Here is a 23,474-nt window from a genome sequence, read left to right on the forward strand (position 1 = left end):
TAATGTACCTGCAATGACCTGTTCCTATCCCTGCTGAAATTTACCGCAGCTGAAAGGAATTCCCATGTCCGACAGGTCATCACTTGCAGTCCCGCCAGCAATCACCCTCATCGCCGCCACATCGCTCTTGCTCACAGCCTGCGCATCAACCGTGATGAAAACTTATGTCGGCGCACCCATTACCAGCGTGATGCTGGACTATGGGCCGCCTGACAATGTCTATAGCCTCGGCCCCGGCCAGCAGGCCTATCAGTGGCGCAAGAACAAGACGCAGGTTGTGGCCGGATCATCAAGCGGCGAGGTCCGCTCGACGCGGCATGGCGAGCGTTACGAAGTGTCCGAAACGCCTGGTTATGTCGAGCGCATCGATTGCTACTACACCTTCTACACCCGCAGTTCCGGTAACGACTGGTATGTAACGAGCTTCCGGCAACCCTCACTCGAATGCGAATGAACCTCTTACGGCCCCCTCGCCGTTCGAGCCATTTCCCCTTACCGCCGCTTCGACCCGAAAGCGGCGGTCTTATGCTTCTGTGGCACATGTCAGCGGATCAGAAACGATAGTTCAGGCCCGCCTTGACGACGTGATCGCTGACATCCGTCTTCGATCTGCCGCTGGAGGTCGTCGTCGATACATTTCCCGTGTTCACGTAGTTATATTCAAACTTGGCCGACAGGCCGCCGCCGAAACTCTGTTCGACACCCGCTCCCACGAGATAGCCCCGCTTCCAGTCGTCCGGTCCGGTAACGCCGTTTCCATCCTTGAATTTCGTCGTGGTCAGACCTGCGGTGCCGTAAAGAAGGGTACGATCAAGCGCCACACCGGCCTTCAGCTTGGCGGCGCCACGAAAACGCTCTCTCAGGCGGCCATTCGGCACCCGCGCCTCGTTGCCGAGATACGAGCCCTCCAGCTCCGCCCCGACGACACCGGAGCCGAACTGGAAATTGTAACCGGCCTGTACGCCACCCATCAGACCACGGCCACTGGCCAGAGGATTGACTTTTGGTGAGGCGACGCCGCCATGTGCGCCGATATAAGCCCCATCCCAGGAAAAGGCTGGCGGACTGGTATAATCGAATTGCTGCGCATTGTAGTTGGCAAGATCAGCGGAATAGGCGCTCGGTGCCGCCATAATACTGATGGCAACAAGCGATTTTGCAATGAACGACATCAATGACTCCAGACGAAACCAGGGGCGTCTCAATCTGAGGCGCCAGGGTTTCCGTTCGCGTTGAAGAACCGGAAACCGGCTCCCATGGTCTCCTGTGCGAATGAGCGCAGCAGATACGGGCATTTTCCGCGCGAGAATTGCGCCTGGATTACACGCGGCTGTTTTATTTAAATATAATTGTTATTTTTCATGTGCTTATACTTATGTCTTTAATCTTATTTTAAGAACTTCAAGAGTCCGGACTTCCCGGAGGCGATTCATGGCCCCGCACCGCTCCCTGGCGTGACGGAGCGGATCTCCAGCCGAACGCAGAAGCCGGGATCAAGGTCGAGGAACAGCACCCTGCCCCCATGCAGCTCAGCTGCTTTCTGCACGAGATTGAGGCCAAGGCCGGCACCGGAGGAGCTGGTGTTGATGCGATGGAACGGTTCGAACACCTGCTCGCGTTCGTCAACGGGTATGCCCGGACCTTCATCGCAGACATCTATGGTTCCTGCTGCACCCACCCGGACGACAATGGCGCCCCTGCCGCCGCCGTGATCGATGGCATTGCGGATGAGGTTGACGACGGCCATCTCAATGATCGACGTCTGGACCGTCAGCAGGGCTTCTTTTTCGCCCGGCTCGAAACCGAACTCGTAACCGGCATCCATCGCAATCGGGGCAAGATCGGTCGCGATGCGTTCGACGAGAACATTCAAATCCTGCTCTTCCGCAGGCAGGTCTACCGCGCCCACCGCCTGCATTTCGAGAAGCTGGTGTGCGACGCAGGTAAGCCGGTCGATATCCGTCCGCAGCTGCCGGCTCAGCGCGTCATCGGGAAGAAGATCGGCGCGGATGCGCACGATCGCAATCGGCGTCCTCAGTTCATGGGCGGCGTCGGCCAGGAAGCGGTTGCGGCGATTATAGCCCTCGTCCAGTTTCGAGAGGGCAACATTGAAGGCATCCACCAGCGGAATGATTTCACTCGGCACCTTCGAGCGAGCGATACGGGCGGACCGGTTCTCGAAATTGATCGACTGCGCTTGGGTGACCGTTTCCATGAGGCCACTCAGTGAACGGCCGACCGCACGTGGGGTCACCAGCAATGTCGCAATACCCGTCAGCAGCAACATGGGCACCACGGCCACAAGAATGATGAACCCAATTCCCGGCAGCACGGTCAACCAGCGAATGGCACCATCCGCATCCTTTTCCAGATCCAGCTGTATGTTGATCCAGATATTCACGCCATCATTCGCGAGACCTTTTTCCGTCCCGGCAATGAACTGCAGCCGTCCGGCGGGCGTATCGCGGTTCTCCATCGTGGCCCGGACTGTTTCCCCAGCCTCCAGACGCGCCCTTTCGATGCCCAAAGGAAATGCCCCCGTCACGATGGAAGTGGGGATATCTCCATATCGAAGGACGATTCCTTCCGCGTCCCGGACCATGAACCAGAGATTGCGATAGCGCTGTTTCAGCGCCTCCAGATCGGGTGTAGCCGACACCTGCGTCCGCCCCTGCCCATCCTTTGTCACGCTTTCCGCAATGATGCGCACAGCCTCTTCATTGGCGCCTTCCAGCCTTGGATCGATGATCCAGATCCAGCCAACGAGAAGAACGACGAAGAGAACGAGCAAGAAAGCCTGCAGGACGAGAAGGCGCTTCATCAGCCCCCATCGCAGGGATTGATTGTGGTGCGAACTCATGACTTTGCCCGAATGAGATAACCGATATTGCGCACGGCTCTAATCTCCACCGTGGCTCCCGCCTGCGCCAGCTTCTTCCTGATACGGGAGATGTGGGCATCGAGCGCATTGGACTCGATCTCGTCGTCGAGCGTATAAACCGCCTCGATCAGGTTGGACCGCGTCACGATACGGTTCGGGCGCCGCATCAGGGCTTCGAGCGCCAGATATTCCCGACGCCGCAACTCGAGGATGGAGCCGGCAACGCTGACTTCATTGCTTCTTTGATCAATGCTCAGATTTCCGAAAATCGCATATCTGTCGGAAATGGAAGGGCCGCGCCTGTGAAGGGCCCTGAGGCGGGCGAGCAGTTCCTCTATCGCAAAAGGCTTGGCGAGATAGTCATCCGCGCCGGCATCCAGCCCGTCAACGCGGTGATCGACACTTCCAAGCGCCGTCAGGACAAGGATCGGTACGGAATGTTTGCTGCGGCGAAGCGCCGATACAAGATTCAGCCCCTCACCATCGGGCAGGCGGCGATCCAGGACAAGCACATCGTAGGAGCCGTCACGCGCAAGGACATCCGCATCGCTGATGGTACTGACATGATCGGCAAGCACATCGCGCCGGCGCAAGGCTTCGAGCAGCGCCCGCGCCATTTCGGGTTCGTCCTCGAGAAGCAGGATTCGCAATGACTTTCCCCCAAAGATGAGCTCTTGCCATCCCCACCACTGATTGGTGAATGTTGCAGATAGGTTGCAGCCCGGCCGCCCCTTCTTCTTGTACCATCCCAAACGGCGTAATCCGACCGGCATCGAAGGCGTTGGCCGCGCCACCTATCGCTGTCCCGAGGGTTGTCCGCGCCTGTCGAGATCGGCATGCGGGCGTCAGGCCCCGGGGCCTGGCCTGTATCCGTGCCTCGCATAAAATCGATCAAGCTCCCGTTGTTGCGGCACCTCGCCGGTATAGATGGCGATATAATCCGCAATTCTCTTCATCCGCACTGCCACATCTTCCTCGGCCTGCATGGAAATGTAGCCGATCTGCACAAGATAAGTGGTGCGGGCGCGCACATCCGCAGTATTTTCGGGATGGCCGAAACGGACGAACATGCGCGAAAGCGCCTCCATTCTCACAGCATCCGCCTTGCGAACCTCGGCAAGGATATCATCGGACTGCAGCGCCCAGCTGCGCACCGCGAATTCGAATTTGCTGTCAAAAAGCGAGGGATCCAGCCAGCAATCGAAGACGTTCAGCATCGCCTCGGCCAAGGTTTCCGCGTAGGCCTCCGATTGCCTGAGGATGCTTCCCGTGTTCTTGTCGCGCCAGCGGGACAAAAGCGCCGCCAGCAACTCCTCCCGATCCTTGAAGAACCAGTAAAAGCTGGTACGCGAGAGATTGAGCTTCTTCGCCAACGGCAAAATCTTGACGGAATCCACCCCCGATTCCAGCAGGGACTCGTAGGCGGCCTCAAGCCAACCCTCCTGGGATCCACGCCAACCGGTTTCGTTTAATGTCGCGTCCATGACAGTTGAGTACCAAATCAGTCCCTGCGCGACAAGGCGAGGCGTACACTCTTGTCTAACTTATAGACACTGGTGTTTTGTTAATTGACACATATGTACATTTTCTCTTAGCCTCGCACCATAACCCCCTTGGAGCAGGCCCATGTCGAACGATCCCCTTCTTCAACCCTATCAGCTGAAGCACCTGACGCTGCGCAACCGTATCATCGTGACGTCGCATGAGCCCGCTTATCCGGAAGACGGCATGCCGAAAGGGCGTTATCGCGCCTATACCGTCGAGCGTGCGAAAGGAGGCGTGGCGTTGACGATGACCGCAGGCTCAGCCGCCGTTTCGAAAGACAGCCCTCCCGTCTTCAACAATTTGCTCGCGTACAAGGATGAAATCGTTCCGTGGATCAGGGAAATGACCGACGCCGTCCACGAGGCGGGGTCGGCAATCATGATCCAGCTCACTCATCTTGGCCGGCGCACCCGGTGGGACAAGGGTGACTGGCTGCCGGTGCTCGCACCGTCACACCTGCGGGAAGCCGCTCATCGCGCCTTTCCGAAAAAAATCGAGGATTGGGATATTGAGCGTGTCATCAAGGATTTCGCCGACGCCGCCGAGCGTATGAAGGCTGGCGGCATGGACGGGGTGGAACTGGAGGCCTATGGTCATCTCATCGATCAGTTCGTCTCCCCGCTGACCAACGAGCTCGATGGCCCCTATGGTGGCTCGCTCGAAAACCGCATGCGTTTCTGCCTCGACGTTTTCCGGGCGATACGCAGGCGCGTGGGTGAGGACTTCATCCTCGGTGTTCGTTACACCGCCGATGAATGTCTGGAGGGTGGCACCGGAAAGGCAGAAGGCCTCGAAATCTCCAGACTGCTGAAAGAAAGCGGTCTGATCGATTATCTCAACGTCATCAGGGGGCATATCGATACCGATCCCGGCCTGACCGACGTTATTCCGATTCAGGGCATGGCAAGTGCGCCGCACCTCGATTTTGCCGGGGAAATCCGTGCAGCGACACGTTTCCCGACCTTCCATGCCGCCAAAATTCAGGACGTTGCCACAGCCCGGCATGCCATCGCCACCGGCAAGGTGGACATGGTCGGCATGACCCGCGCTCACATGACCGATCCGCATATTGTGCGCAAGATCATGGAAAAGCGGGAGGACGATATCCGTCCCTGCGTCGGCGCTAATTACTGTCTCGACCGCATCTATCAGGGCGGCCTTGCCTTCTGCATTCACAATCCGGCAACCGGCCGCGAGGAAACCATGCCGCACGCCATCACCAGGGCCGCGAAAAGCCTGAAGGTGGTTATCGTCGGCGCCGGGCCGGGAGGCCTCGAAGCCGCAAGGGTCTGTGCCGAACGCGGCCATACGGTCGTGGTCTTCGAGGCAGCCAGCCATCCGGGCGGGCAGATTCGCCTCACCGCGCAGAGCGAACGCCGCCGGGAAATGACCGGCATCATCGACTGGCGCATGAGCCAGTGCGAAAAGCTCGGTGTCGTCTTCCACTTCAACAGCTGGGCGGAAGCGGACACGGTTCTCTCGCAAAAACCCGATGTGGTGATCATCGCCACAGGCGGGCTGCCGCATACCGAGGTGCTGTCTAAGGGCAACGAACTGGTCGTCTCCGCGTGGGATATTATTTCCGGAGACGTCAGGCCGGGTGCCAATGTTCTCGTCTATGACGACGCGGGAGACCATGCCGGCCTTCAGGCGGCCGAGCTCATCGCCAAGGCTGGCGGCAAGGTGGAAATCATGACACCGGATCGCTCCTTCGCCCCTGAAGTTATGGCCATGAATCTCGTTCCCTATATGCGCTCGCTGCAAAAGCTCGACGCCACATTTACCGTCACTTACCGGCTGGAAGCAGCCGAAAGAAGCGGCAACCAGATCGTTGCCCACGTCGGCAGCGACTATGGCGGCATTTCCAGACAGCGCACCGTCGACCAGATCGTCGTCAATCACGGAACAGTCCCGCTGGATGAACTGTATTTCGAACTCAAGCCCGGCTCGACAAATCTCGGGGAGGTTTCCTATGACGCCCTGCTCGCCGGAGAAGCTCAGACCGTCGCGCGCAATCCGACAGGCACATATCGGTTGTTCCGCATCGGCGATGCCGTCGCGGCGCGCAACACCCATGCGGCGATCTACGACGCCCTGCGGCTCGCGAAGGACATTTGAGGCGCGGGTCGCGTTGCGGCCCCAGGGCGCATCGAGGGGTCATTCGATGCCGACGATGTTCACTTTCAGGCAGAATGGCGGCTGCCGCCCGGATCATCGCACACGCACAAGCTCGAATGGTCCAAAGTAAGATCCACTATATGGACCTATAAACGTGAGTCTAAAACTGCGTAATTGCGGCGTTTTACTATTGATTTTATCATTCTTCCTGTGTATCCCGAACGTATGGTTTTGTAACGGTCCATATCGTGGAGGCGATACACCGATACGCTCAGACTTTTGGAGGGGTCTGGCCGGTCTTGCGATGACAGATATATCCTGATGCCGGCCATGATCGTGGCTGGGGCCCGGACATTCTGCCTTGCTGACCACCATCCATTGCGAAGGTTGTTCTGCGGGAGAGGAGGCCCCAATGACCATGACCGCAAACGCGAATGACGACGTCTTTGTGCTCGACGGCGAGCTACTGCACACGGAGCCGGTAACGGGCTCCTGGTTCATGCGGCCGGTCGAGGCCACGGCAGCCATTCTTTTGGCGCTGATGATCGGCCTGCTTCTGCTCGGCGTGACATCACGTTATGCCTTGCATCTGCCGATTGTCTGGATCGATGAAACGGCGTCGTTGTGCTTCCTGTGGTTTGCCATGCTGGGTGCGGCCATTGCCATCGACCGTAGCGAGCACCTGCGCCTGACGCTGTTCCTCAACATGTTTCCGCAGCGTTTTCTGGGTTACATCAATTCTTTGGCGCTGGTGCTGGTGGCGACATTTCTTGCGGCTATCATCAAGCCCGCAATCGAATACGCCATCGAGGAATGGGTCGTCACATCGGCGGCGCTGAACATTCCCATGACTTTCCGCGCCGCAGCCCTGCCATTCGGCGCCTCCCTGATGTTGCTCCTGGTCATGAACAACCTCTTCCGGAGGGAAAGGCTGCGGGACATCGTCGCCGCTATCGTCACGGTTGCGGTGGCTGCCGGCCTTCTGTTTCTGGCGTCGCCCACACTGGAATCCTTTGGCAATTTTAACCTGGCGATCTTCCTCGGCCTGTTCGTGGCAGTGTTTCTGGCGCTCGGCGTGCCCATTGCCTTCTGTTTCGGCCTTGGAACATTGTCCTATCTGACTTTCACCACCTGGGTTCCGATGATCGTTATGGTCGGGCGCATGGATGAAGGAATGTCGGGCATCATTCTGCTGTCGGTGCCGGTATTCGTGCTGCTGGGCTGCGTCCTTGACGCAACCGGCATGGGCAAGGCGATCGTCGAACTGCTGTCCTCGATGTTCGGCCACATCCGCGCGGGCATGTCCTATGTTCTGCTCGGTTCGCTGTTTCTGGTCTCGGGCATTTCCGGCTCCAAGGTTTCAGATATGGCAACGGTCGCACCTGCGCTGTTTCCGGAAATGAAGCGACGCGGCCACAAGCCCAAGGAAATGATCGCACTGCTGGCCACCGGCGCCGCCATGGCCGATACCGTTCCGCCGTCCATCGTTCTCATCGTCCTCGGTTCGGCAGCGGGCGTATCGATTGCCGGCCTTTTTACCTCCGGCTTCATGATCGCCATGGTGCTGCTTCTGGTGCTGGCGGTATTGGCCCGGTGGAAAGCACGCAATGAAAACATGGATGGCGCCAGACGCACTCCGTGGCCGCTGGTCGGCAAGGCGGCACTGGTGGCCGCACCCGCTCTGGTTCTGCCTTTCCTCATCCGCAGCCTTGTGGGCGGCGGTGTGGCAACGGCGACCGAAGTATCCACCATTGCAGTGCTCTATGCCATGATTATCGGGGCGGTGCTTTATGGCGGGATCAGCCTGAAAAAACTCTACTCGATGCTGGTGGAGACAGCGGCGCTCTCGGGCGCGATCCTGCTGATCCTCGGCTGCGCCTCCGCCATGGCCTGGGGTTTGACGCAAAGCGGTTTCGCCTTCGAATTGACCGCGATGATAACCGACCTGCCGGGCGGCTGGATGACCTACATGATCGTGTCGATCCTGATCTTCATGATCCTCGGCTGCGTGCTGGAAGGACTGCCTGCAATCGTTCTGCTCGCACCGATCATGTTCCCCATTGCCCGCACGCTCGGCATCAACGACATCCATTATTCGATGGTCGTGGTGGTCGCCATGAATATCGGCCTGATGGCGCCGCCCATCGGCATCGGCTTCTACATTGCCTGCAAGATCGGCAATGTCTCGCCCGATGAAGCCATGGGTGCCATCTGGCCCTATCTCGCAGCCATGGTCATCGGCCTGCTGCTGATTGCCGGAATTCCGGGTCTGTCCACAATTCTGCTCTGACACCGTGGCGGGTCCGCCCGCCATGCCGACGAACGACACATGCTTTTATTTGGGAGGAGAAAGCAATGATCATCAACAGACGTACCATGCTTGCGGGCGCCGGTTCTGCCGTTCTTGCCACCGCGTTCGTATCGCGCGCACGCGCCGCGGAATTCAGCTACAAATATGCCAATAATCTGCCGGCTGCGCACCCCATGAATGTGCGCGCCAAGGAAGCGGCCGATCGTATCGAGAAAGAAACCGACGGGCGGGTCAATATCAAGATATTCCCCAGCAGCCAGTTGGGGGCCGATACCGACATGCTGAGCCAGGTGCGTTCCGGCGGCGTTGAATTCTTCACGCTCTCGCCGCTGATCCTGTCCACGCTGGTACCAAACGCGTCCATCAGCGGCATCGGCTTTGCCTTCCCGGATTATGATTCCGTATGGGCGGCCATGGACGGCGATCTCGGCAAATATGTACGCGGTGAAATTGCCAAACAGAATCTCGTCGCCATGGATACGATCTGGGACAACGGTTTCCGCCAGATCACCAGCGCCTCGAAACCCATCACCACGCCTGCCGATCTCGAAAGTTTCAAGATCCGCGTGCCGGTGAGCCCTCTCTGGACCTCGATGTTCAAGGCCTTCAAGTCGGCTCCCGCTTCCATCAACTTCGCGGAAGTCTACACCGCGTTGCAGACCGGCGTCGTCGACGGCCAGGAAAACCCTCTGGCCATCATTTCCACCGCGAAGCTCTTCGAAGTGCAGAAGTTCTGCTCGGTTACCAATCACATGTGGGATGGTTTCTGGTTCCTCGCCAACAAGCGCGCGTGGGAGCGGCTGCCGGACGACCTGCGCACCATCGTTGCCAAGAACCTCAATCAGGCCGGCAAGGATGAACGCGCCGACGTGGCGAAGCTCAACGCCTCGGTGAAGGAAGACTTGATCAGCAAGGGCATGGCCTTCAACGATACTGACGCATCGCTCTTCCGTGCAGCCCTCAAGGAAGCCGGATTCTATTCCGAGTGGAAAAGCAAATATGGCGACGAAGCCTGGGCCATTCTCGAAAAGGCCGTTGGCGCCAGCCTGACCTGACCGGTCAGCAAATAATCGGTCCCGCCGCAAGCGGGGCCGATCCGATCACTTCTGGCTGTTTTAATGGAGACTGTTTTGACAGGTCGCCTGACGGGAAAACGCGCGCTTGTATTTGGCGCAGGATCATCGGGGCCGGGCTTTGGCAATGGCAAGGCTGCGGCCGTGCAATTTGCCCGTGAGGGCGCGCGCGTGGCCTGTGTCGACCTCTCCGCCGACGCGGCTGAAGAAACCGCGCAGATCATCCGCGAAGAAGGTTTTGAGGCAATCGCCGTTGCCGCCGATGTCACGAAGCTGGAATCCGTATCAGCGGCAGTTGCACGAACCTGCGATGCCTTTGAAGGCATCGACATCCTGCACAATAATGTCGGCGTGACGCATATGGGCGGGCCGGTGGAGCTGGATGAGGAGCGCTTTCGCGCCTCCGTCGATCTCAACATCGGCTCTGTCTATCGCACCGCCAAGGCTGTTCTGCCGGTGATGCTGAGGCAGGGCGGCGGCGCCATCGTCAATATTTCCTCACTCGCCTCGATCCGCTGGACCGGCTATCCTTATTTCGCCTATTACGCCATGAAGGCCGCGGTCAACCAGGCCACCGTGGCGCTGGCGATGCAATACGCACGGCAAGGCATTCGCGCCAATTGCGTTCTGCCGGGCATGATCGATACGCCGCTGATCTACAAGCAGATCAGCAGCCAGTACGCCTCCGTCGAGGAAATGGTGGCGGCGCGTAATGCCGCGGTGCCCGTGGGGCGCATGGGTGATGCCTTCGATATCGCCCGCGCCGCCGTTTTTCTGGCATCCGATGAAGCAAAATTTATCACGGGCATCTGCCTGCCGGTCGACGGTGGCCAAAGTTGCGCAGTGGGGGCGTTTACCTGATATGGCCACGGTGGTTGCGGCGGAAAACGATCTGACAGGGGCACGTGCCGTGGACCGGGCGCTGGCGCTGCTATCCATGGTGGGGCGGCACGCCGAACGCGGTGTGTCGCTTTCCGGCATCGTCGCCGAAAGCGGGTTGAACAAGCCAACGGCCCGCCGCCTGCTGCTGGCGTTGATCCGGGCAGGCCTCGTGGAACAGGACGAGGAGACACGCCGATATTATCTCGGCGAGGAAGCCTACGTGCTGGGCAGCCTGTCGTCACGCCGTTTCGGATTGTTGCAGATGGCCCAGGACGGACTGACGCGTATTTCCCGCCGTACCGAGGATTCGAGCTTCCTTTCGGTACGCCGCGATACGTTTTCGCTCTGCCTCTATCGTGAGGAAGGCACCTGGCCCGTGCGTACCCATGCGCTCCAGGCCGGTTTCGAGCACCCGCTGGGTATCGGTGCCGGATCTCTCGCCATGCTGGCCGCCCTGCCCGATGCCGAAGTGGATAGCGTCATCGCCGCCAATAGCGGCCTCATCGCCGCGAATTATCCCGGCATCACGCTCGACGGGCTACGCCGTGATGTCGAATTGACCCGGGCAAACGGCTACTCGCTCAATCCCGGCCTCATCCTTTCCAATTCGTGGGGTATCGGCGTCGCAATCCGCACGCCGGATGGAGCGGTGGCGGGAGCGTTGAGCATCGCCGCCGTCGATAGCCGCATGCGGCCGGAGCGTCAGCCAGAACTGGCGGCGCTGCTGCGCGAAGAGGTGACACGTATCGAAACACGCATCGCAGAAATGATGGCCAGCCGCGCACGCACGCGCGGAGACGGCGAACCGAAGCGACAGGCAAGGAGAACGAGCAAATGAGCAAAGCGCAGATCGTCGGCTGGGCGCATTCGCCTTTCGGCAAATCGACCCTTGAAAATACCGAACATTTGATGGCGTCAGTCGTCGCGCCGGCCATCGACCATGCGGGCATCGACGTTGGCGATATCGACGGCATTTTTGTCGGTGTGATGAACAATGGTTTCTCGAAACAGGATTTTCAGGGCGCCCTGGTGGCAATGGGTGATGAAAGACTGGCCTATACGCCCGCCGTGCGCTTCGAAAATGCCTGCGCGACGGGATCGGCCGCCCTGTACAGCGCGATGGATTTCATCGAGGCGGGGCGGGGCCGCATTGCGCTCGTCGTGGGCGCCGAAAAAATGACGGCGCTTCCCACCGCCGAGGTAGGCGACATTCTGCTCTCTGCTTGCTACCGCGCAGAAGAGGCCAATATCCCCGGCGGTTTTGCCGGCCAGTTCGGTCGCATCGCCCAGGCCTATTTCCAGCGTTATGGCGATCGCTCGGAGGAGCTTGCGATGATCGCCGCCAAGAACCACGCCAACGGCGCGGTCAATCCCTATGCCCATATGCGCAAGGATTTCGGCTTCGAATTCTGCAACACCGTGTCCGATAAGAACCCGTATGTCGCAGGCCCGCTACGCCGTACCGACTGCTCGCTGATTTCCGACGGCGCGGCGGCCATCGTTTTGGCCGACGAAGAAACCGCAGCCAGCCTCCACCGGGCTATCGGCTTTCGGGGCAGAAAACAGATCAATGACATTCTGGCGCTGAGCCGCCGCGACCCGCTGGCCTTCGAGGGCGCCCGCCGCGCATGGGCGGGCTCGCTGGAACTTGCGGGCGCTACGCTCGACGACCTTTCCTTCGTTGAAACGCACGACTGCTTCACCATAGCTGAACTTATCGAATATGAGGCCATGGGGCTCGCAAAACCAGGCGAAGGGCACCGGGTCGTGCACGAAGGCACCGCGCTGAAGACCGGCCGTTTGCCAATCAACCCTTCGGGGGGACTGAAATCGAAAGGCCACCCGGTCGGAGCGACCGGCGTTTCCATGCATGTAATGGCAGCGATGCAGTTGATGGGCGAGGCTGGAGACATGCAGATCCCCGGCGCCTCGCTTGCCGGCGTTTTCAACATGGGCGGCACCGCGGTTGCCAACTATGTTTCGATCATGGAGCGCGTGAAATGAGGACACCTGGCCCCGTGCAGCATCCTCCGGGCGGTGTCACACCATCAACCACGCGGGTGATGAACCTTTCGCATTTTCTGACGCAGGCCGCGCGCCGCAACCCGCATCATATCGGCTTCGTCTGGGGTGAAAAGACCTGGAGCTGGGCGCAAATGGAAGCCCGCGTCGACGCCATGGCGCATGCGCTGGTCAATGAATTCGGTGTCGTCAAGGGTGACCGTATTCTGGTGCAGTCTTCCAACAACAACCAGATGTTCGAATCGATGTTCGCCTGCTTCCGGGTGGGCGCGGTGTGGGTGCCGACCAATTACCGCCAATCGCCAGATGAAGTCGGCTACCTGGCGAAGGCCAGCGGCGCACGCGGCATGATCTGCGCCAGCGCTTTTCCCGAACATGCGAAAGCAAGCCGTGAAGCCGCAGCGATCGATTTCACCATCGCCATCGGTCAGGCGGAATTCGGTGAGGATTATGATGCGATTGTCGCCCGTCATCTGGGTCAGAAGGTCAAGGGCGAGGCGGTGGATCGCGACGATCCCTGCTGGTTCTTCTTCACGTCCGGCACCACCGGGCGCCCCAAGGCGGCGGTGCTGACCCACGGGCAGATGGCCTTTGTCATCACCAACCATCTCTGCGATCTGATGCCCGGCACGGGAACAGGCGACGCATCCATCGTTGTCGCTCCGCTTTCGCACGGCGCGGGCATTCACCAGCTGGTGCAGGTGGCGCACGGGGCGAAGACCGTGCTGCCGGCAGCGGAAAAACTCGATGTCCCAGCCGTTTGGGCGTTGATCGAGAAATGGCGTGTCACCAATGCCTTCACCGTGCCGACCATTCTGAAAATGCTGGTCGAAGACCCGTCCGTGGATCGTTTCGATCATTCCTCGCTGCGCTATGTCATCTATGCCGGCGCGCCGATGTATCGCGCCGACCAGATACGGGCATTGGCAAAGCTCGGTCCGGTGCTGGTGCAGTATTTCGGCCTCGGCGAAGTCACCGGTAATATCACCGTGCTTCCCCCTTCTTTTCATAGCGCAGAAGACGGTCCGGAAGCGCGGGTCGGCACCTGCGGGTTCGACCGGACAGGCATGGAGGTGCAGATCCAGAACGACGCAGGCGAAGAGGTGGAGGCGGGAGAAACCGGCGAGATCTGCGTGATCGGTCCCGCCGTCTTCGCCGGTTATTACGACAACCCCGACGCCAATGCCAAAGCCTTCCGCAACGGCTGGTTCCGCACCGGCGATCTCGGCCACCGCGATGAAAACGGCTTCGTTTACATCACCGGGCGCGCCTCCGACATGTATATTTCCGGCGGCTCGAACATCTATCCGCGCGAGATCGAAGAAAAAATTCTCATGCATCCCGATATCAGCGAGACGGCGGTTCTGGGTGTGCCAGATGCGGTGTGGGGCGAAGTGGGCGTGGCGGTCTGCGTGGCGAGAGAAGGCGCTGACATCGCCGGCATCGACCTCAAGACCTATCTGGAAGGCAAGATGGCCCGTTACAAGCTGCCGAAAACAGTCGTGTTCTGGGATGCCATGCCGAAATCCGCCTATGGCAAGATCACCAAGAAAATGATCCGCGAAGAGCTGGAAAGGCGCGGCCAGATGCCGGTTTTCGAGGAAAAGCGGACAGGCTGACGCGCGCGGCATTCAACCGGGAGGAGAGGGTATGACACAACGGACGGCAGGGACAAAAGGGGCTGTCGCGATCACCGGCGGAGCATCCGGCATCGGTTTTTCCACCGCGCAGCTGCTGATGGCGCGCGGATGGCAACCCTGGCTGCTGGATCTCAAGCGCGAAGCGCTGGACGCGGCCTGCGAGAAGCTCGGTATCGACGCCTCGCGTGGCATCGTGTGCAACGTGGCGGATGAAGCGTCGATAGAGGAGGCGTTCGCCGCGTTGACGGTAAATGGCGTTGAACAGGCGGTTGATCTGGTGGCCGTCGTCAACAGCGCCGGCATCGGCATCGACAAGCTTTCCGTCGAGACCAGCGTCGAAGAATTTCGCCGCATCGTCGACGTCAATCTCGTCGGCAGCTTCGCGGTGGCTCGCGCGGCGGCGCGTTACTGGCTAGACCGTGAGATTCCCGGCTCCATCGTCAACATCAGCTCGGTTTCCGGCATGTGTGGCAACCGGGGCCGCAGCGCCTATGGTGCCTCTAAAGGCGGCGTCAATCTTCTGACGATGGTGATGGCGAACGAGCTCGGACAATCGGGCATCCGCGTCAATGCAATTGCACCCGGCCCGGTCGATACACCACTGACCCAGGCGGTCCATACCGAGAATGTTCGCGATCAGTGGCACAGCCGTGTTCCCATGCACCGCTATGGCAGAACCGATGAAATCGCCTCTGCCGTGGCGTTTCTGGTGTCGGATGATGCGAGCTACGTCAATGGTCAGGTTCTTGCCGTGGATGGCGGCTTCATCACCGCGGGGCTGGCGGTATGACGTCGATGGTACAGGCAGCGCTTCCGCGCAGCATCGTCCACCCCGGGCCGGAGACACCCGAGCGCTTTCGCGCCATCGGCTGCCGTGTCCATCGCGTCACGTTAACCGTCCGGGCCGGCATGTGCGTTAACGAAGCGATTGCCGCTGCCTTTGCGGAACGGGGTTTCGAAGGTGGCTACATCAGGCTGAAAAACGTGCCGATGGAGCGGCTGGAATACGTTATGCCCGCGGCCGCTCCTGATGCCTCCCATGCGGCCTGGTACAGCGAAACCTTTTCCATGCCTGAGGGCACGATCATTGATGCCGGCCTTCATATGGGACGTCGCGATGGCCAGCCGTTTCTGCACTGCCATGGTTCGTGGAAAAGTGCTCAGGGCGTCGTCTCCATGGGACATCTGCTTCCCTTCGAAGCCGAATTTGCCCAAGAAATACAATTTGAGGCGCTGGCGCTTGACGGAGCGATCCTCGACGCTCGGCAGGATGAGGAAACGAATTTTCCGCTTTTCACGCCCATCCCCCGGCCGCGTAGGCATCAGGATGCGGGACTGAGGGCGCTTTTATGCACTGTCCGGCCTAACACCGACATCTGCCTCGCCCTCGAAGCGGCCTGCACGGAATTCGGCCTGCCGGAAGCCGATGTCAATGGCATTGGAAGCCTTATTGGCGCGGACTACGATGACGGAACGACCATTACCGCCTACGCCAGTGAAATCCTTATCCGCGCAGGCCATATCAGCTCCGACAGTGAACGCACGGTGCTGGATATTGCGATGGTCGACCTCACCCGCCACATCAGCGCCGGGCGGTTGGTGCGCGGCAAAAACCCCGTTTGCGTCACCTTCGAACTTCTTCTGACGGAGAAACGTGAGGCCGCAGCTTGAGCGGCGCAGGGACGTTTGGCGACACGGCGCCCCTGCTCGTCCCATTTTGTTCACGCCGCTTGCGATTTTTCCGTCGGCAGCCATTCCTCCAGCGTCACCTCGAAAGTCATGCAGACAGGGTTGGCGCCTGCGATGAAGGGGCCGCCGTAAACCACACCCTCCGTATCAGCCACGACGCCGGTCAGCGCGGCGCGCAACGAGCCATCAGGCTGGGCACGTACTTCGCCGGCTATCGAAACGATTTCAACGGCGGGGCCGCTTATCTGCAGAAAATCGCCGCTGCGGGTGCCGAGGCACGCATCCACCAGGCTGCCCAGCGCACCGCGCACGAAGGCATTGCGGAAGCCTTCGGCCAGGCACAGTTTTTCGACGCCGAGCACAAGATCTTCATTGGGGGCTATGCGGGCATAGGCCACGCGCCCCATGGAACCAGATTCGACAATATCATGCATGTTCATCGGCGCGCTCCATGCGATTTTTCGGTTGAAGAAGGGGAATATTCGTTTCTGGATCGAAAGACTGTTGCAACAGGAAACTGTCGAGCGAGGTCACAAGCGCGGAAATGCCACCCTCGCCGACAATGCAGGATTCTGTCAGCAAATGACCGCCTCTGACCAAACCCGCCGCGGTTCGCATGGCGGCGTGGCAATGCACGATCGGCTCGCCCTTCATGCTGCGCCCGAGCGTGGCGTTGCCGAAGATGAGCCACGCCGCACCGGCGTCGATGGGCTTCGTATAAGCGATGACGGCGTTGCCGGATGGATCAGGCGGAGCAACGCAATAGGACAATCCATCGAAGTGCCCTCCGAGTATGGTCAGGGAGGCGCTTTCAATGCCTTCCCCCGCAAGCGGCTGAACGATGCCGTCGTAAAGACTGCGCCCCGGCTTGATGAACAGCCGGACATGGCGCGCCGAGGGCGAGCGCAGGCTGTTGATGCGCACAGGCGCCGAAATACCGGGATGGATCAACGTCCTGGGTCTTGGAAAATGCTGCTGCGATATCGGTGCCATGCCCGCTCCTCCCTGCTGCCTGTACCATGCAGTACGGTACTAAAAAGCCAGCCGAAGGTGCTTTCGAATGGCACAGCCAAAGCATCGAAACCAAGACACTTCTTTCGCACGCCGACTGATCGGCGACAGATTTTTTTGCTGCATGTTTGGGAGAGACCGGCATGACGAAGCCGCTCGACAGGATCGACCGCAAAATACTCCGCGCCCTGCTGGAAAACGGCAGGCTGAGCAATACGGAACTATCCGAGAAGGTGGGACTTTCACCCAGCCCCTGCTGGCAGCGAGTCAAGCGGCTGGAAGAGGAAGGTGTCATCCGCGGCTATACGGCAATTCTCGATCAGGCGCAGCTAGGCTTCACCGAGACGGTAATCATCGAGGTCATGCTGGAGCGTCACGATGATGAGGTTCTGGAACGCTTCGGCGAAGCCATGGCGGCTCTTCCAGAGGTGCTGGAAGCTTATCTGACCACCGGCGAATATGATTATCTCATCAAGGTCGCGGTGGCGGGAACCGCAGGTTGCGAGCAATTTCTGCGCCGCAAGCTCTACAAGATCGAGGGCGTGCGCCATTCGCGCTCCTGCTTTGCACTCAAATGTCTCAAGCACACCTTGTCGGTCGTGCCCGATACCGAGCCTCCGTCTCGTCCGAACTGAAAACACTTGTAGGTCGGATAAGCGCCCGTTGCACCACCCGTGATGCAACGGACACTTTTAAGCTCCTGCCCGCGGCCCCGCACCATGGGTAAGCGACCCTTTCGGTAACAGCTTCATGACGAAACTCGCCACGGACGATTTCTCGTGCAATGCGGATGCAGGGCTGGGATGAAGAAGCTTGCGACGGTGGGCCTTCCGCAGCTCTCCGTCCGGCACCCCAACATCCCGCTCTATTTTAGTGGCCGCCCTTGGTGGAAGGCGCCGGCGTGTTGAGCAACTGCTGCTCCCAGAGATAGGCGATGCCACTGCCGCCGAAGTGCTGGATGAGAATTTCGGTCAGCTCCTCAACATGCTCGGTGCGGGCCCAATCGCGTTGCCATTCACCCGCAAGCGCCATTACCGTCATCACATTTGCGCCGGCCGCGATCATGCGCTGGATGGCAACTTCATGAGATTCCTTCGAAATCCCGCCGGAAGCGTCGGTAATCACGGTCACGTCCCAGCCTTCGCCAGCGGCCTGGATCACGGGCATTGCAACGCAGACTTCGGTCCACAGTCCGGCAATGATCAGCTGCTTGCGGCCGGTCGCCTTGACAACGTTCACTACATTCTCGTCCTGCCAGGTGTTCACCCAGGTGCGATCGATGACTTGCTGATCAGGAAACACGTCGGTGATCTGCTTGAAGAGAAGTCCGCCGCGTGCCGCAATTACGCTGGTGAGGACAGTCGGAACATCGAAGGCTTTGGCCAGCTTCGCCAGCGCCGTCGTGAGATTGACCACAGCCTGCGGATCGTGGCTGTTCAGATTTGCGAGCTGATAGGGCTGATGATCAATCAGAACGAGGACGGAATCTTCGGGGCGGAGAAGTGAATCAAGGCCGTTACGAAAGGTCATGGGTTCATCCTGTGTTGGCGGTTTATCGAGGCGCTTGCGCAAGGGACCTGCATCCCTTCGGGCGTTGCCGCGGGAGGAAACTTGTCATTCCTGTTTATGATGCGGTAGTCCTTGTCAGCGTTGAGCTGTGTTGCAGAATGGGGAACGCAGAGTGGATATCGAAGACATCAGGACATTTGTCGAAGTTGCAGATGCGGGAGGTGTCTCTTCGGCCGCAGTGCGGCTCGGCATCTCCAAGTCCATGGTCAGCAGGCGGCTGGCGCGGCTTGAGGCTGAACTTGGCGTTCAGCTTCTGGCCAGGTCCACACGCGGCGCTTCCCTGACGGAGGCGGGCGCCACCTTCCGGGACTATGCCGCTAGGATTTCAGCCGACATCGATATGGCGCGGGAGACGATTCTTCCGGCTGGTGAGCTTCGCGGGCGTCTGCGGATTGCGGCGCCGCTCTCTTTCGGCCCAACGCATTTCGCGCTCGTGATTGCGCAAATGGCGCGCCGCTATCCCCAGCTTCAGATCCAGACCTGCTACACTGATCGTTTCGTGGATCTGATCGCCGAAGGATATGATTGCGCGATCCGGGTCGGGAACCTTCCGGATTCAAGCCTCGTCGCCAGACGCGTCGGTCCGCTCTATGGAATTTTTGTTGCCAGCCCGGATTACATCAAGGTCCACGGCTCGCCGCAAACACCCGAAGAACTTGTGGCTCATCAGGCTCTCATGCAAGGCACGGAAACCTGGCAGGTGATGGACGGAGACAGGGTGATAACCGTTCGTCCGCAGGGACAGTTCAAGGCCGATAACGGAGTTGCTCTTGCTGTCGCCGCGGCGGCCGGATTGGGAGTCGCCGTGCTGCCTTACGACCTCGTCAAAAATTATCTGGCTGTGGGCGAACTGGTGGAAGTGATGAAAGGTCATCCTCCACCCCCGGCCGGGATATATGTCGTCCGGCCGCCGGGTCAGCATCCCGCAAGAAAAGTCCGGGTGCTGACCGAAATGCTGATCGAGTGCTTCGGCAGTGGGAAGGGCTCAAGCGCCTGACCGCATGAATGGGTGGCAGCAACCTCAAGGTGTCATCACGACGCGGCCAAGCGGCTTGGCTCTCTCCGCATATTCATGTGCCATCGAGGCGTCGCTCAACGGAAACACGCGGTCGATCACGACCTCCATGCGTCCCTCGGCCACGGCCTTGAGAAGCTGGATGACAGTTCCGTATACCGCCGGCCTCTCGAAGAGCGGCCCCATGAAGACACCGTGCAGCGTTTGATTGTTCTGCATCGGCGGCCAGAGATCGGCATGGAGGCTGCCGCCACCTGCATTCCCGATGAACACGAGGCGACCCTCGGGCGCGAGAGCGGATAAGGAAGCTTGCAAAGTCGAACCGACAGGATCGATGACGAGGTCAGCCCCCATGCCACCGGTCAGCCGGAGAACCTCCTCAACGACATCCTTTTCCAGCCGATCGATGACATGTGATGCGCCGAGGCCGCGCAGGCGTGCCTGTCTTTCACTACCACCTGCCGCAGCAATGACGGTCGCGCCGGCGTCACGCGCCAATTGGACGGCAGCCAGACCCACGCCGCCTGCGGCAGCCTGTATCAGAACTGTCTCTGCCTTTTGCAAGCCGCCTCTAGTGATCAGACAATGATGAGCCGTGCCGAACGAAATCGGCAGGGCCGCGGCCTGTGCCATTCCCACGCCCTCCGGCACAAGCCATGTGCGCGAGGCCGGGACGGACCAGAGTTCCGCATGGGACCCCTGCATATCGAATGCAGCCACCCTTTCGCCGACCGCCCGGTCGCGGACATTTTTACCAACGGAAATCACGGTCCCTGCAGCGGCATAGCCGACAATCCACGGGGATTGCTGTGGTGTCGACCGGCGATTGATCAGATCGCCGCCTTCAATGGAAATCGCCTCGACGGCAATAAGCACATCATCCGGCCCGCAAACCGGATCGGGCACATCAGCATATCTCAAAACCGTAGGAGGACCGGGGTTGTCGTAAACTGCGGCTTTCATCTATTTTTCCTTGGCTGGCAGGGAGCATGACGCGACGCTATTTTTTCGCTTCGCGGTTCGGGAACGAAGGGGATGTGCAGACTGCGCCGATTTTTCCACAGGGATCGGTTACCGATCGGTGCCCCGTCCGATTTTCATCGAGCGAAGCACCGGCTGCAGTGCGCTTTCACGCAAGCGCGCCGCCGTCGACGGTAAGGATCGTCCCTGTGATCTGCCGGGCGGCAGGCGTTGCGAGAAAAGCGACGGCGGCCGCGACATCTTCCGGCTGATTGAAGCGGCCAAGCGCGCTCAGGCTGCGCTGATAGTCCGCTGATTCTCCCGTCTCGGGATTCGAGTCGGTGTTCGTCGATCCCGGCTGAACGAGATTGACCGTTATGTCCCGAGCACCCAATTCTCGCGCAAGTCCGCGATTGAATGCCTGAAGCGCACTCTTGGTCATATAATAGACCGTACCGGGGACGCCGACGATGCGATCCGCGCCCGCTGAGCCGATATTTATGATCCGGCCACCTTCCTTGAGGTGTGGAATGGCTGCCTTCGACGCCAGAACAGGCCCGCGGACGTTAACCGCCAGCAACGCGTCGAGATCCTCGGCTGCGAAATCGGCAATATTATTGTATCGTCCTATCGCGGCATTGTTGACTAGAATGTCGAGGCCGCCCAGAGCCCGGACCGTCTCGTCCACGGCGTGTTGTATTGCGGCCGGATCGGCGCTGTCAGCCTGGATCGCGACGGCCGTGCCCCCCGCGGCCTGAATCGCCCGAACGAGTTGCGCGGCGCTCTCGGCTGACCGCTCATAGGTTATTGCTACATTCGCTCCCTTCCCAGAAAGAGCGCGCGCAATTGCCGCGCCTATGCCACGCGAACCACCCGTTACCAGAGCGTTCTTTCCAGCCAGTTCCTGCATAATCCGGACCCTTTCAATCTCATGTCGCCCGATGCGCGGTCTCGAGGTATGTTCCACCTGATTACCGGGGATCGTGGCAGCCCTATTCGTTAAGCTGAAGATAGGCGGGCACGGCGAAAGCTACATGCCCGATCTTCCCAGAGACTTGCCTGATCCTTCCAAATCACTACATGCCTGAGATGATGGCCGGCTCTGTGAAACCAATCACCCAACTGCTGAAGGACGTTGCTCCCTTTGTTGAGCGTCAGGGGGTAACCGTTGCCATCCCGACCCCTGTCCCGCGCCTGACGCTATGGACAAGTACACGCACCACGCCACCCACACCGGCGGTGTTCGAGCCGATGTTCTACGCCGTTCTACGGGGCACGAAGGTTTTGACCTTGGGTGCCAATCGCTTCGAACTGCTGGCGGGCGACTGCGCGACATCGTCCTTCGGCCTGCCCTATGTCCACCAGCTGACTGACGCGACGCCAGAGCTTCCCTACATCGGCATCAGCCTTCATCTCGATATCGGAATGCTCACGCGTGTCGTGCTCGATATGCCCAAGCACGAGGATCGCTGGACATGTGCGGTCGCATCAGACAATCTGAACGGACCTGTCGGCGATGCATTTGTTCGCCTTGTCGGACTTCTGGCCACGCCCGATGACGTCGGCGCGCTCGCGCCACACTACGAGTTCGAGCTCTATTATCGTTTGCTGCAAAGCTCGATGGGCGATACGCTTCGGCAGGTCGGACGGCGAAACGACCGGTTCCAGCAACTCAAGACGGCGGCCGACTGGCTTGCCACCAATCACAACGAACCGATTGTCATTCCCGAGCTGGCGGCCTCGTCCGGCATGAGCGTCACCTCTTTTCACCGGCACTTCAAGGCTGTCACGGGATTTAGCCCCCTGGCCTTCCAGCGTCATATACGCCTGCTGGAAGCCCGAAAGCTTCTCGCCTCTGGAAGCACCAATGTCTCCCGCGTGGCGTATGACGTGGGCTACGCAAGCCCTTCGCAATTCAGTCGGGAGTATAAGAGCATGTTTGGCACGGCGCCCGTCGCCGACCTGCAGCGCTGAACTCTTCCGGGAACGGCAGGCCAAAGCCTTCCGCAAGCAATAATCGTAAAACGGAACACTGAAGACCTATTCCGGTTATTCCCTCGGCGTGTTGATGATCAACGCTGCCATCCTGAATGAAGATTTTCGGCGTTATCGCCAGACAAGAAGCTTCTCGGCGGAGTGCACAAGCACGTGCTGCGGTTCAAACCGGCTCCACACACGGCTAAACCTTTAAGGAGACAATGTATGGTCATTCATAAATTCGCCATTGCTGATGCAGCATTTGAACGCTCGCCAGGACAAGACGGTGACATTTTCACCGCCAACCTCCTCGATCAGCGCCATGGCGGGCCAGTCACTATCGGATTCGGGCGTTATGGACCAAACCAGATTCTCGAAGAAACAATGGCCGTACACGACACGATGGTCATCCTGGAAGGAAGTATTACCGTTTCCGATAGCCACAAGACGGTGATGGCAGGTCCGGGAGAGATCATCGCCATGCAGAAAGGCGACAGGGTTACGATCCGCTCTCACGAAGAAGGAGCGTTGACTGCTTATGTGACCTATCCTCATTGGCAGCAGCCGTAGACGTGATCGGCACAGGCAAGCACGGCTTCGGGCCAGGGTGCATCCGCGACTTTGTGAAGCCGGGTTGTTTTCGGAGTGTTCGACTGTGTTTGGGTGCATCCACTTGCGCGGGTGCTCGGGGCCGGATTTGTGCTAGCGTTGTGCTAGACCTAAAAACGACTTCGGCCTCCCGTTAGGAGGCCGATAAGGTCTTGATAGTCTTGGAAATTTT

General features: G+C 59.6%; 23 protein-coding genes. 14 read left to right on the forward strand and 9 right to left on the reverse strand.

What is annotated here, in order from left to right:
• Positions 1-64 precede the first annotated feature (64 nt).
• Positions 65-454 carry a hypothetical protein gene (locus tag AGR2A_RS14745; protein WP_022556870.1) on the forward strand — a complete coding sequence of 130 codons (390 nt, stop codon included), beginning with the start codon at positions 65-67 and terminating at the stop codon, positions 452-454.
• A gap of 97 nt (positions 455-551) precedes the next feature.
• On the opposite strand, the gene AGR2A_RS14750 is transcribed toward AGR2A_RS14745, so the two are convergent.
• The 4 genes from AGR2A_RS14750 to AGR2A_RS14765 all read right to left on the reverse strand — a co-directional run bounded on the left by AGR2A_RS14750 (position 552) and on the right by AGR2A_RS14765 (position 4,365).
• Positions 552-1,172 carry an outer membrane protein gene (locus AGR2A_RS14750; RefSeq protein WP_072494819.1) on the reverse strand — a complete coding sequence of 207 codons (621 nt, stop codon included), beginning with the start codon at positions 1,170-1,172 and terminating at the stop codon, positions 552-554.
• Positions 1,173-1,429: 257 nt separating this feature from the next.
• Positions 1,430-2,821, reverse strand: a complete 1,392-nt coding sequence (locus AGR2A_RS14755; protein ID WP_167378209.1) for a sensor histidine kinase — start codon at positions 2,819-2,821, stop codon at positions 1,430-1,432.
• 35 nt (positions 2,822-2,856) lie between these two features.
• Positions 2,857-3,531, reverse strand: coding sequence for a response regulator transcription factor (locus tag AGR2A_RS14760; RefSeq protein ID WP_022556873.1), 675 nt, complete (start codon positions 3,529-3,531; stop codon positions 2,857-2,859).
• A 195-nt stretch (positions 3,532-3,726) separates the two neighbouring features.
• A complete protein-coding gene (locus AGR2A_RS14765; protein WP_006698730.1) occupies positions 3,727-4,365 on the reverse strand; it encodes a TetR/AcrR family transcriptional regulator in 639 nt (212 codons plus the stop codon).
• Positions 4,366-4,507: 142 nt separating this feature from the next.
• On the opposite strand from AGR2A_RS14765, the gene AGR2A_RS14770 reads away from it, so the two are divergent.
• From AGR2A_RS14770 to AGR2A_RS14810, 9 genes are all read left to right on the forward strand, one after another.
• Complete coding sequence (locus tag AGR2A_RS14770) at positions 4,508-6,544, forward strand: NADH:flavin oxidoreductase (protein ID WP_072494821.1); 2,037 nt, start codon at positions 4,508-4,510, stop codon at positions 6,542-6,544.
• A 412-nt stretch (positions 6,545-6,956) separates the two neighbouring features.
• Positions 6,957-8,834 carry a TRAP transporter large permease gene (locus AGR2A_RS14775; protein WP_072494822.1) on the forward strand — a complete coding sequence of 626 codons (1,878 nt, stop codon included), beginning with the start codon at positions 6,957-6,959 and terminating at the stop codon, positions 8,832-8,834.
• 65 nt (positions 8,835-8,899) lie between these two features.
• Positions 8,900-9,910: a TRAP transporter substrate-binding protein gene (locus tag AGR2A_RS14780; RefSeq protein WP_004443559.1), complete on the forward strand. Its 1,011-nt coding sequence runs from the start codon at positions 8,900-8,902 to the stop codon at positions 9,908-9,910.
• A gap of 75 nt (positions 9,911-9,985) precedes the next feature.
• On the forward strand, positions 9,986-10,789 hold the full coding sequence (locus AGR2A_RS14785; protein ID WP_167378204.1) for an SDR family NAD(P)-dependent oxidoreductase: 804 nt from the start codon (positions 9,986-9,988) through the stop codon (positions 10,787-10,789).
• A gap of 1 nt (position 10,790) precedes the next feature.
• Positions 10,791-11,648 (forward strand): IclR family transcriptional regulator, encoded by an 858-nt coding sequence (locus AGR2A_RS14790; protein ID WP_004443561.1) that lies wholly within the window; start codon positions 10,791-10,793, stop codon positions 11,646-11,648.
• Positions 11,645-12,814 carry an acetyl-CoA acetyltransferase gene (locus tag AGR2A_RS14795; protein WP_072494825.1) on the forward strand — a complete coding sequence of 390 codons (1,170 nt, stop codon included), beginning with the start codon at positions 11,645-11,647 and terminating at the stop codon, positions 12,812-12,814. Before AGR2A_RS14790 ends, AGR2A_RS14795 begins: the two co-directional genes overlap by 4 nt.
• Complete coding sequence (locus AGR2A_RS14800) at positions 12,811-14,451, forward strand: acyl-CoA synthetase (RefSeq protein WP_072494826.1); 1,641 nt, start codon at positions 12,811-12,813, stop codon at positions 14,449-14,451. The genes AGR2A_RS14795 and AGR2A_RS14800 overlap by 4 nt, the downstream gene beginning before the upstream one ends.
• A 31-nt stretch (positions 14,452-14,482) precedes the next feature.
• Complete coding sequence (locus AGR2A_RS14805) at positions 14,483-15,262, forward strand: SDR family NAD(P)-dependent oxidoreductase (protein WP_004443568.1); 780 nt, start codon at positions 14,483-14,485, stop codon at positions 15,260-15,262.
• On the forward strand, positions 15,259-16,143 hold the full coding sequence (locus tag AGR2A_RS14810; protein ID WP_072494827.1) for a DUF296 domain-containing protein: 885 nt from the start codon (positions 15,259-15,261) through the stop codon (positions 16,141-16,143). The genes AGR2A_RS14805 and AGR2A_RS14810 overlap by 4 nt, the downstream gene beginning before the upstream one ends.
• Before the next feature lie 50 nt (positions 16,144-16,193).
• On the opposite strand, the gene AGR2A_RS14815 is transcribed toward AGR2A_RS14810, so the two are convergent.
• Positions 16,194-16,601, reverse strand: a complete 408-nt coding sequence (locus AGR2A_RS14815) for a PPC domain-containing DNA-binding protein (protein ID WP_072494828.1) — start codon at positions 16,599-16,601, stop codon at positions 16,194-16,196.
• Positions 16,588-17,154 (reverse strand): hypothetical protein, encoded by a 567-nt coding sequence (locus tag AGR2A_RS14820; RefSeq protein ID WP_004443577.1) that lies wholly within the window; start codon positions 17,152-17,154, stop codon positions 16,588-16,590. The genes AGR2A_RS14815 and AGR2A_RS14820 overlap by 14 nt, the downstream gene beginning before the upstream one ends.
• A gap of 161 nt (positions 17,155-17,315) precedes the next feature.
• Here AGR2A_RS14820 and AGR2A_RS14825 point away from each other — a divergent pair, with 161 nt between their 5' ends.
• A complete protein-coding gene (locus AGR2A_RS14825; RefSeq protein ID WP_072494829.1) occupies positions 17,316-17,807 on the forward strand; it encodes an Lrp/AsnC family transcriptional regulator in 492 nt (163 codons plus the stop codon).
• A 235-nt stretch (positions 17,808-18,042) separates the two neighbouring features.
• Here AGR2A_RS14825 and AGR2A_RS14830 read toward each other — a convergent pair whose 3' ends face one another.
• Positions 18,043-18,702, reverse strand: a complete 660-nt coding sequence (locus AGR2A_RS14830; RefSeq protein ID WP_004443583.1) for a hydrolase — start codon at positions 18,700-18,702, stop codon at positions 18,043-18,045.
• 151 nt (positions 18,703-18,853) lie between these two features.
• On the opposite strand from AGR2A_RS14830, the gene AGR2A_RS14835 reads away from it, so the two are divergent.
• The gene (locus tag AGR2A_RS14835) at positions 18,854-19,738 is read left to right on the forward strand and encodes a LysR family transcriptional regulator (RefSeq protein WP_072494830.1); all 885 of its coding nucleotides are present in this window, start codon (positions 18,854-18,856) and stop codon (positions 19,736-19,738) included.
• Positions 19,739-19,762: 24 nt separating this feature from the next.
• On the opposite strand, the gene AGR2A_RS14840 is transcribed toward AGR2A_RS14835, so the two are convergent.
• On the reverse strand, positions 19,763-20,719 hold the full coding sequence (locus tag AGR2A_RS14840) for a quinone oxidoreductase family protein (RefSeq protein ID WP_072494831.1): 957 nt from the start codon (positions 20,717-20,719) through the stop codon (positions 19,763-19,765).
• Between the two features lie 166 nt (positions 20,720-20,885).
• The gene (locus AGR2A_RS14845) at positions 20,886-21,626 is read right to left on the reverse strand and encodes an SDR family NAD(P)-dependent oxidoreductase (protein ID WP_072494832.1); all 741 of its coding nucleotides are present in this window, start codon (positions 21,624-21,626) and stop codon (positions 20,886-20,888) included.
• Between the two features lie 194 nt (positions 21,627-21,820).
• On the opposite strand from AGR2A_RS14845, the gene AGR2A_RS14850 reads away from it, so the two are divergent.
• Both AGR2A_RS14850 and AGR2A_RS14855 read left to right on the forward strand, forming a co-directional pair.
• Entirely contained in the window at positions 21,821-22,690 is an 870-nt protein-coding gene (locus AGR2A_RS14850) for an AraC family transcriptional regulator (protein WP_234797402.1), read from the forward strand.
• A 228-nt stretch (positions 22,691-22,918) separates the two neighbouring features.
• Positions 22,919-23,263, forward strand: coding sequence for an ethanolamine utilization protein (locus tag AGR2A_RS14855; RefSeq protein WP_004443592.1), 345 nt, complete (start codon positions 22,919-22,921; stop codon positions 23,261-23,263).
• Positions 23,264-23,474 lie beyond the last annotated feature (211 nt).

Origin of the sequence: Agrobacterium genomosp. 2 str. CFBP 5494, assembly GCF_900013495.1 — a bacterium.
Lineage (GTDB): Bacteria > Pseudomonadota > Alphaproteobacteria > Rhizobiales > Rhizobiaceae > Agrobacterium > Agrobacterium pusense.

Bases quoted from the DNA above. Each gene is read 5' to 3' on its own strand.
- AGR2A_RS14745 (WP_022556870.1), top strand. From the start codon at position 65: ATGTCCGACAGGTCATCACTTGCAGTCCCGCCAGCAATCACCCTCATC.
- AGR2A_RS14750 (WP_072494819.1), bottom strand. From the start codon at position 1,172: ATGTCGTTCATTGCAAAATCGCTTGTTGCCATCAGTATTATGGCGGCA.
- AGR2A_RS14755 (WP_167378209.1), bottom strand. From the start codon at position 2,821: ATGAAGCGCCTTCTCGTCCTGCAGGCTTTCTTGCTCGTTCTCTTCGTC.
- AGR2A_RS14765 (WP_006698730.1), bottom strand. From the start codon at position 4,365: ATGGACGCGACATTAAACGAAACCGGTTGGCGTGGATCCCAGGAGGGT.
- AGR2A_RS14770 (WP_072494821.1), top strand. From the start codon at position 4,508: ATGTCGAACGATCCCCTTCTTCAACCCTATCAGCTGAAGCACCTGACG.
- AGR2A_RS14775 (WP_072494822.1), top strand. From the start codon at position 6,957: ATGACCATGACCGCAAACGCGAATGACGACGTCTTTGTGCTCGACGGC.
- AGR2A_RS14780 (WP_004443559.1), top strand. From the start codon at position 8,900: ATGATCATCAACAGACGTACCATGCTTGCGGGCGCCGGTTCTGCCGTT.
- AGR2A_RS14790 (WP_004443561.1), top strand. From the start codon at position 10,791: ATGGCCACGGTGGTTGCGGCGGAAAACGATCTGACAGGGGCACGTGCC.
- AGR2A_RS14795 (WP_072494825.1), top strand. From the start codon at position 11,645: ATGAGCAAAGCGCAGATCGTCGGCTGGGCGCATTCGCCTTTCGGCAAA.
- AGR2A_RS14800 (WP_072494826.1), top strand. From the start codon at position 12,811: ATGAGGACACCTGGCCCCGTGCAGCATCCTCCGGGCGGTGTCACACCA.
- AGR2A_RS14805 (WP_004443568.1), top strand. From the start codon at position 14,483: ATGACACAACGGACGGCAGGGACAAAAGGGGCTGTCGCGATCACCGGC.
- AGR2A_RS14810 (WP_072494827.1), top strand. From the start codon at position 15,259: ATGACGTCGATGGTACAGGCAGCGCTTCCGCGCAGCATCGTCCACCCC.
- AGR2A_RS14815 (WP_072494828.1), bottom strand. From the start codon at position 16,601: ATGAACATGCATGATATTGTCGAATCTGGTTCCATGGGGCGCGTGGCC.
- AGR2A_RS14820 (WP_004443577.1), bottom strand. From the start codon at position 17,154: ATGGCACCGATATCGCAGCAGCATTTTCCAAGACCCAGGACGTTGATC.
- AGR2A_RS14825 (WP_072494829.1), top strand. From the start codon at position 17,316: ATGACGAAGCCGCTCGACAGGATCGACCGCAAAATACTCCGCGCCCTG.
- AGR2A_RS14830 (WP_004443583.1), bottom strand. From the start codon at position 18,702: ATGACCTTTCGTAACGGCCTTGATTCACTTCTCCGCCCCGAAGATTCC.
- AGR2A_RS14840 (WP_072494831.1), bottom strand. From the start codon at position 20,719: ATGAAAGCCGCAGTTTACGACAACCCCGGTCCTCCTACGGTTTTGAGA.
- AGR2A_RS14845 (WP_072494832.1), bottom strand. From the start codon at position 21,626: ATGCAGGAACTGGCTGGAAAGAACGCTCTGGTAACGGGTGGTTCGCGT.
- AGR2A_RS14855 (WP_004443592.1), top strand. From the start codon at position 22,919: ATGGTCATTCATAAATTCGCCATTGCTGATGCAGCATTTGAACGCTCG.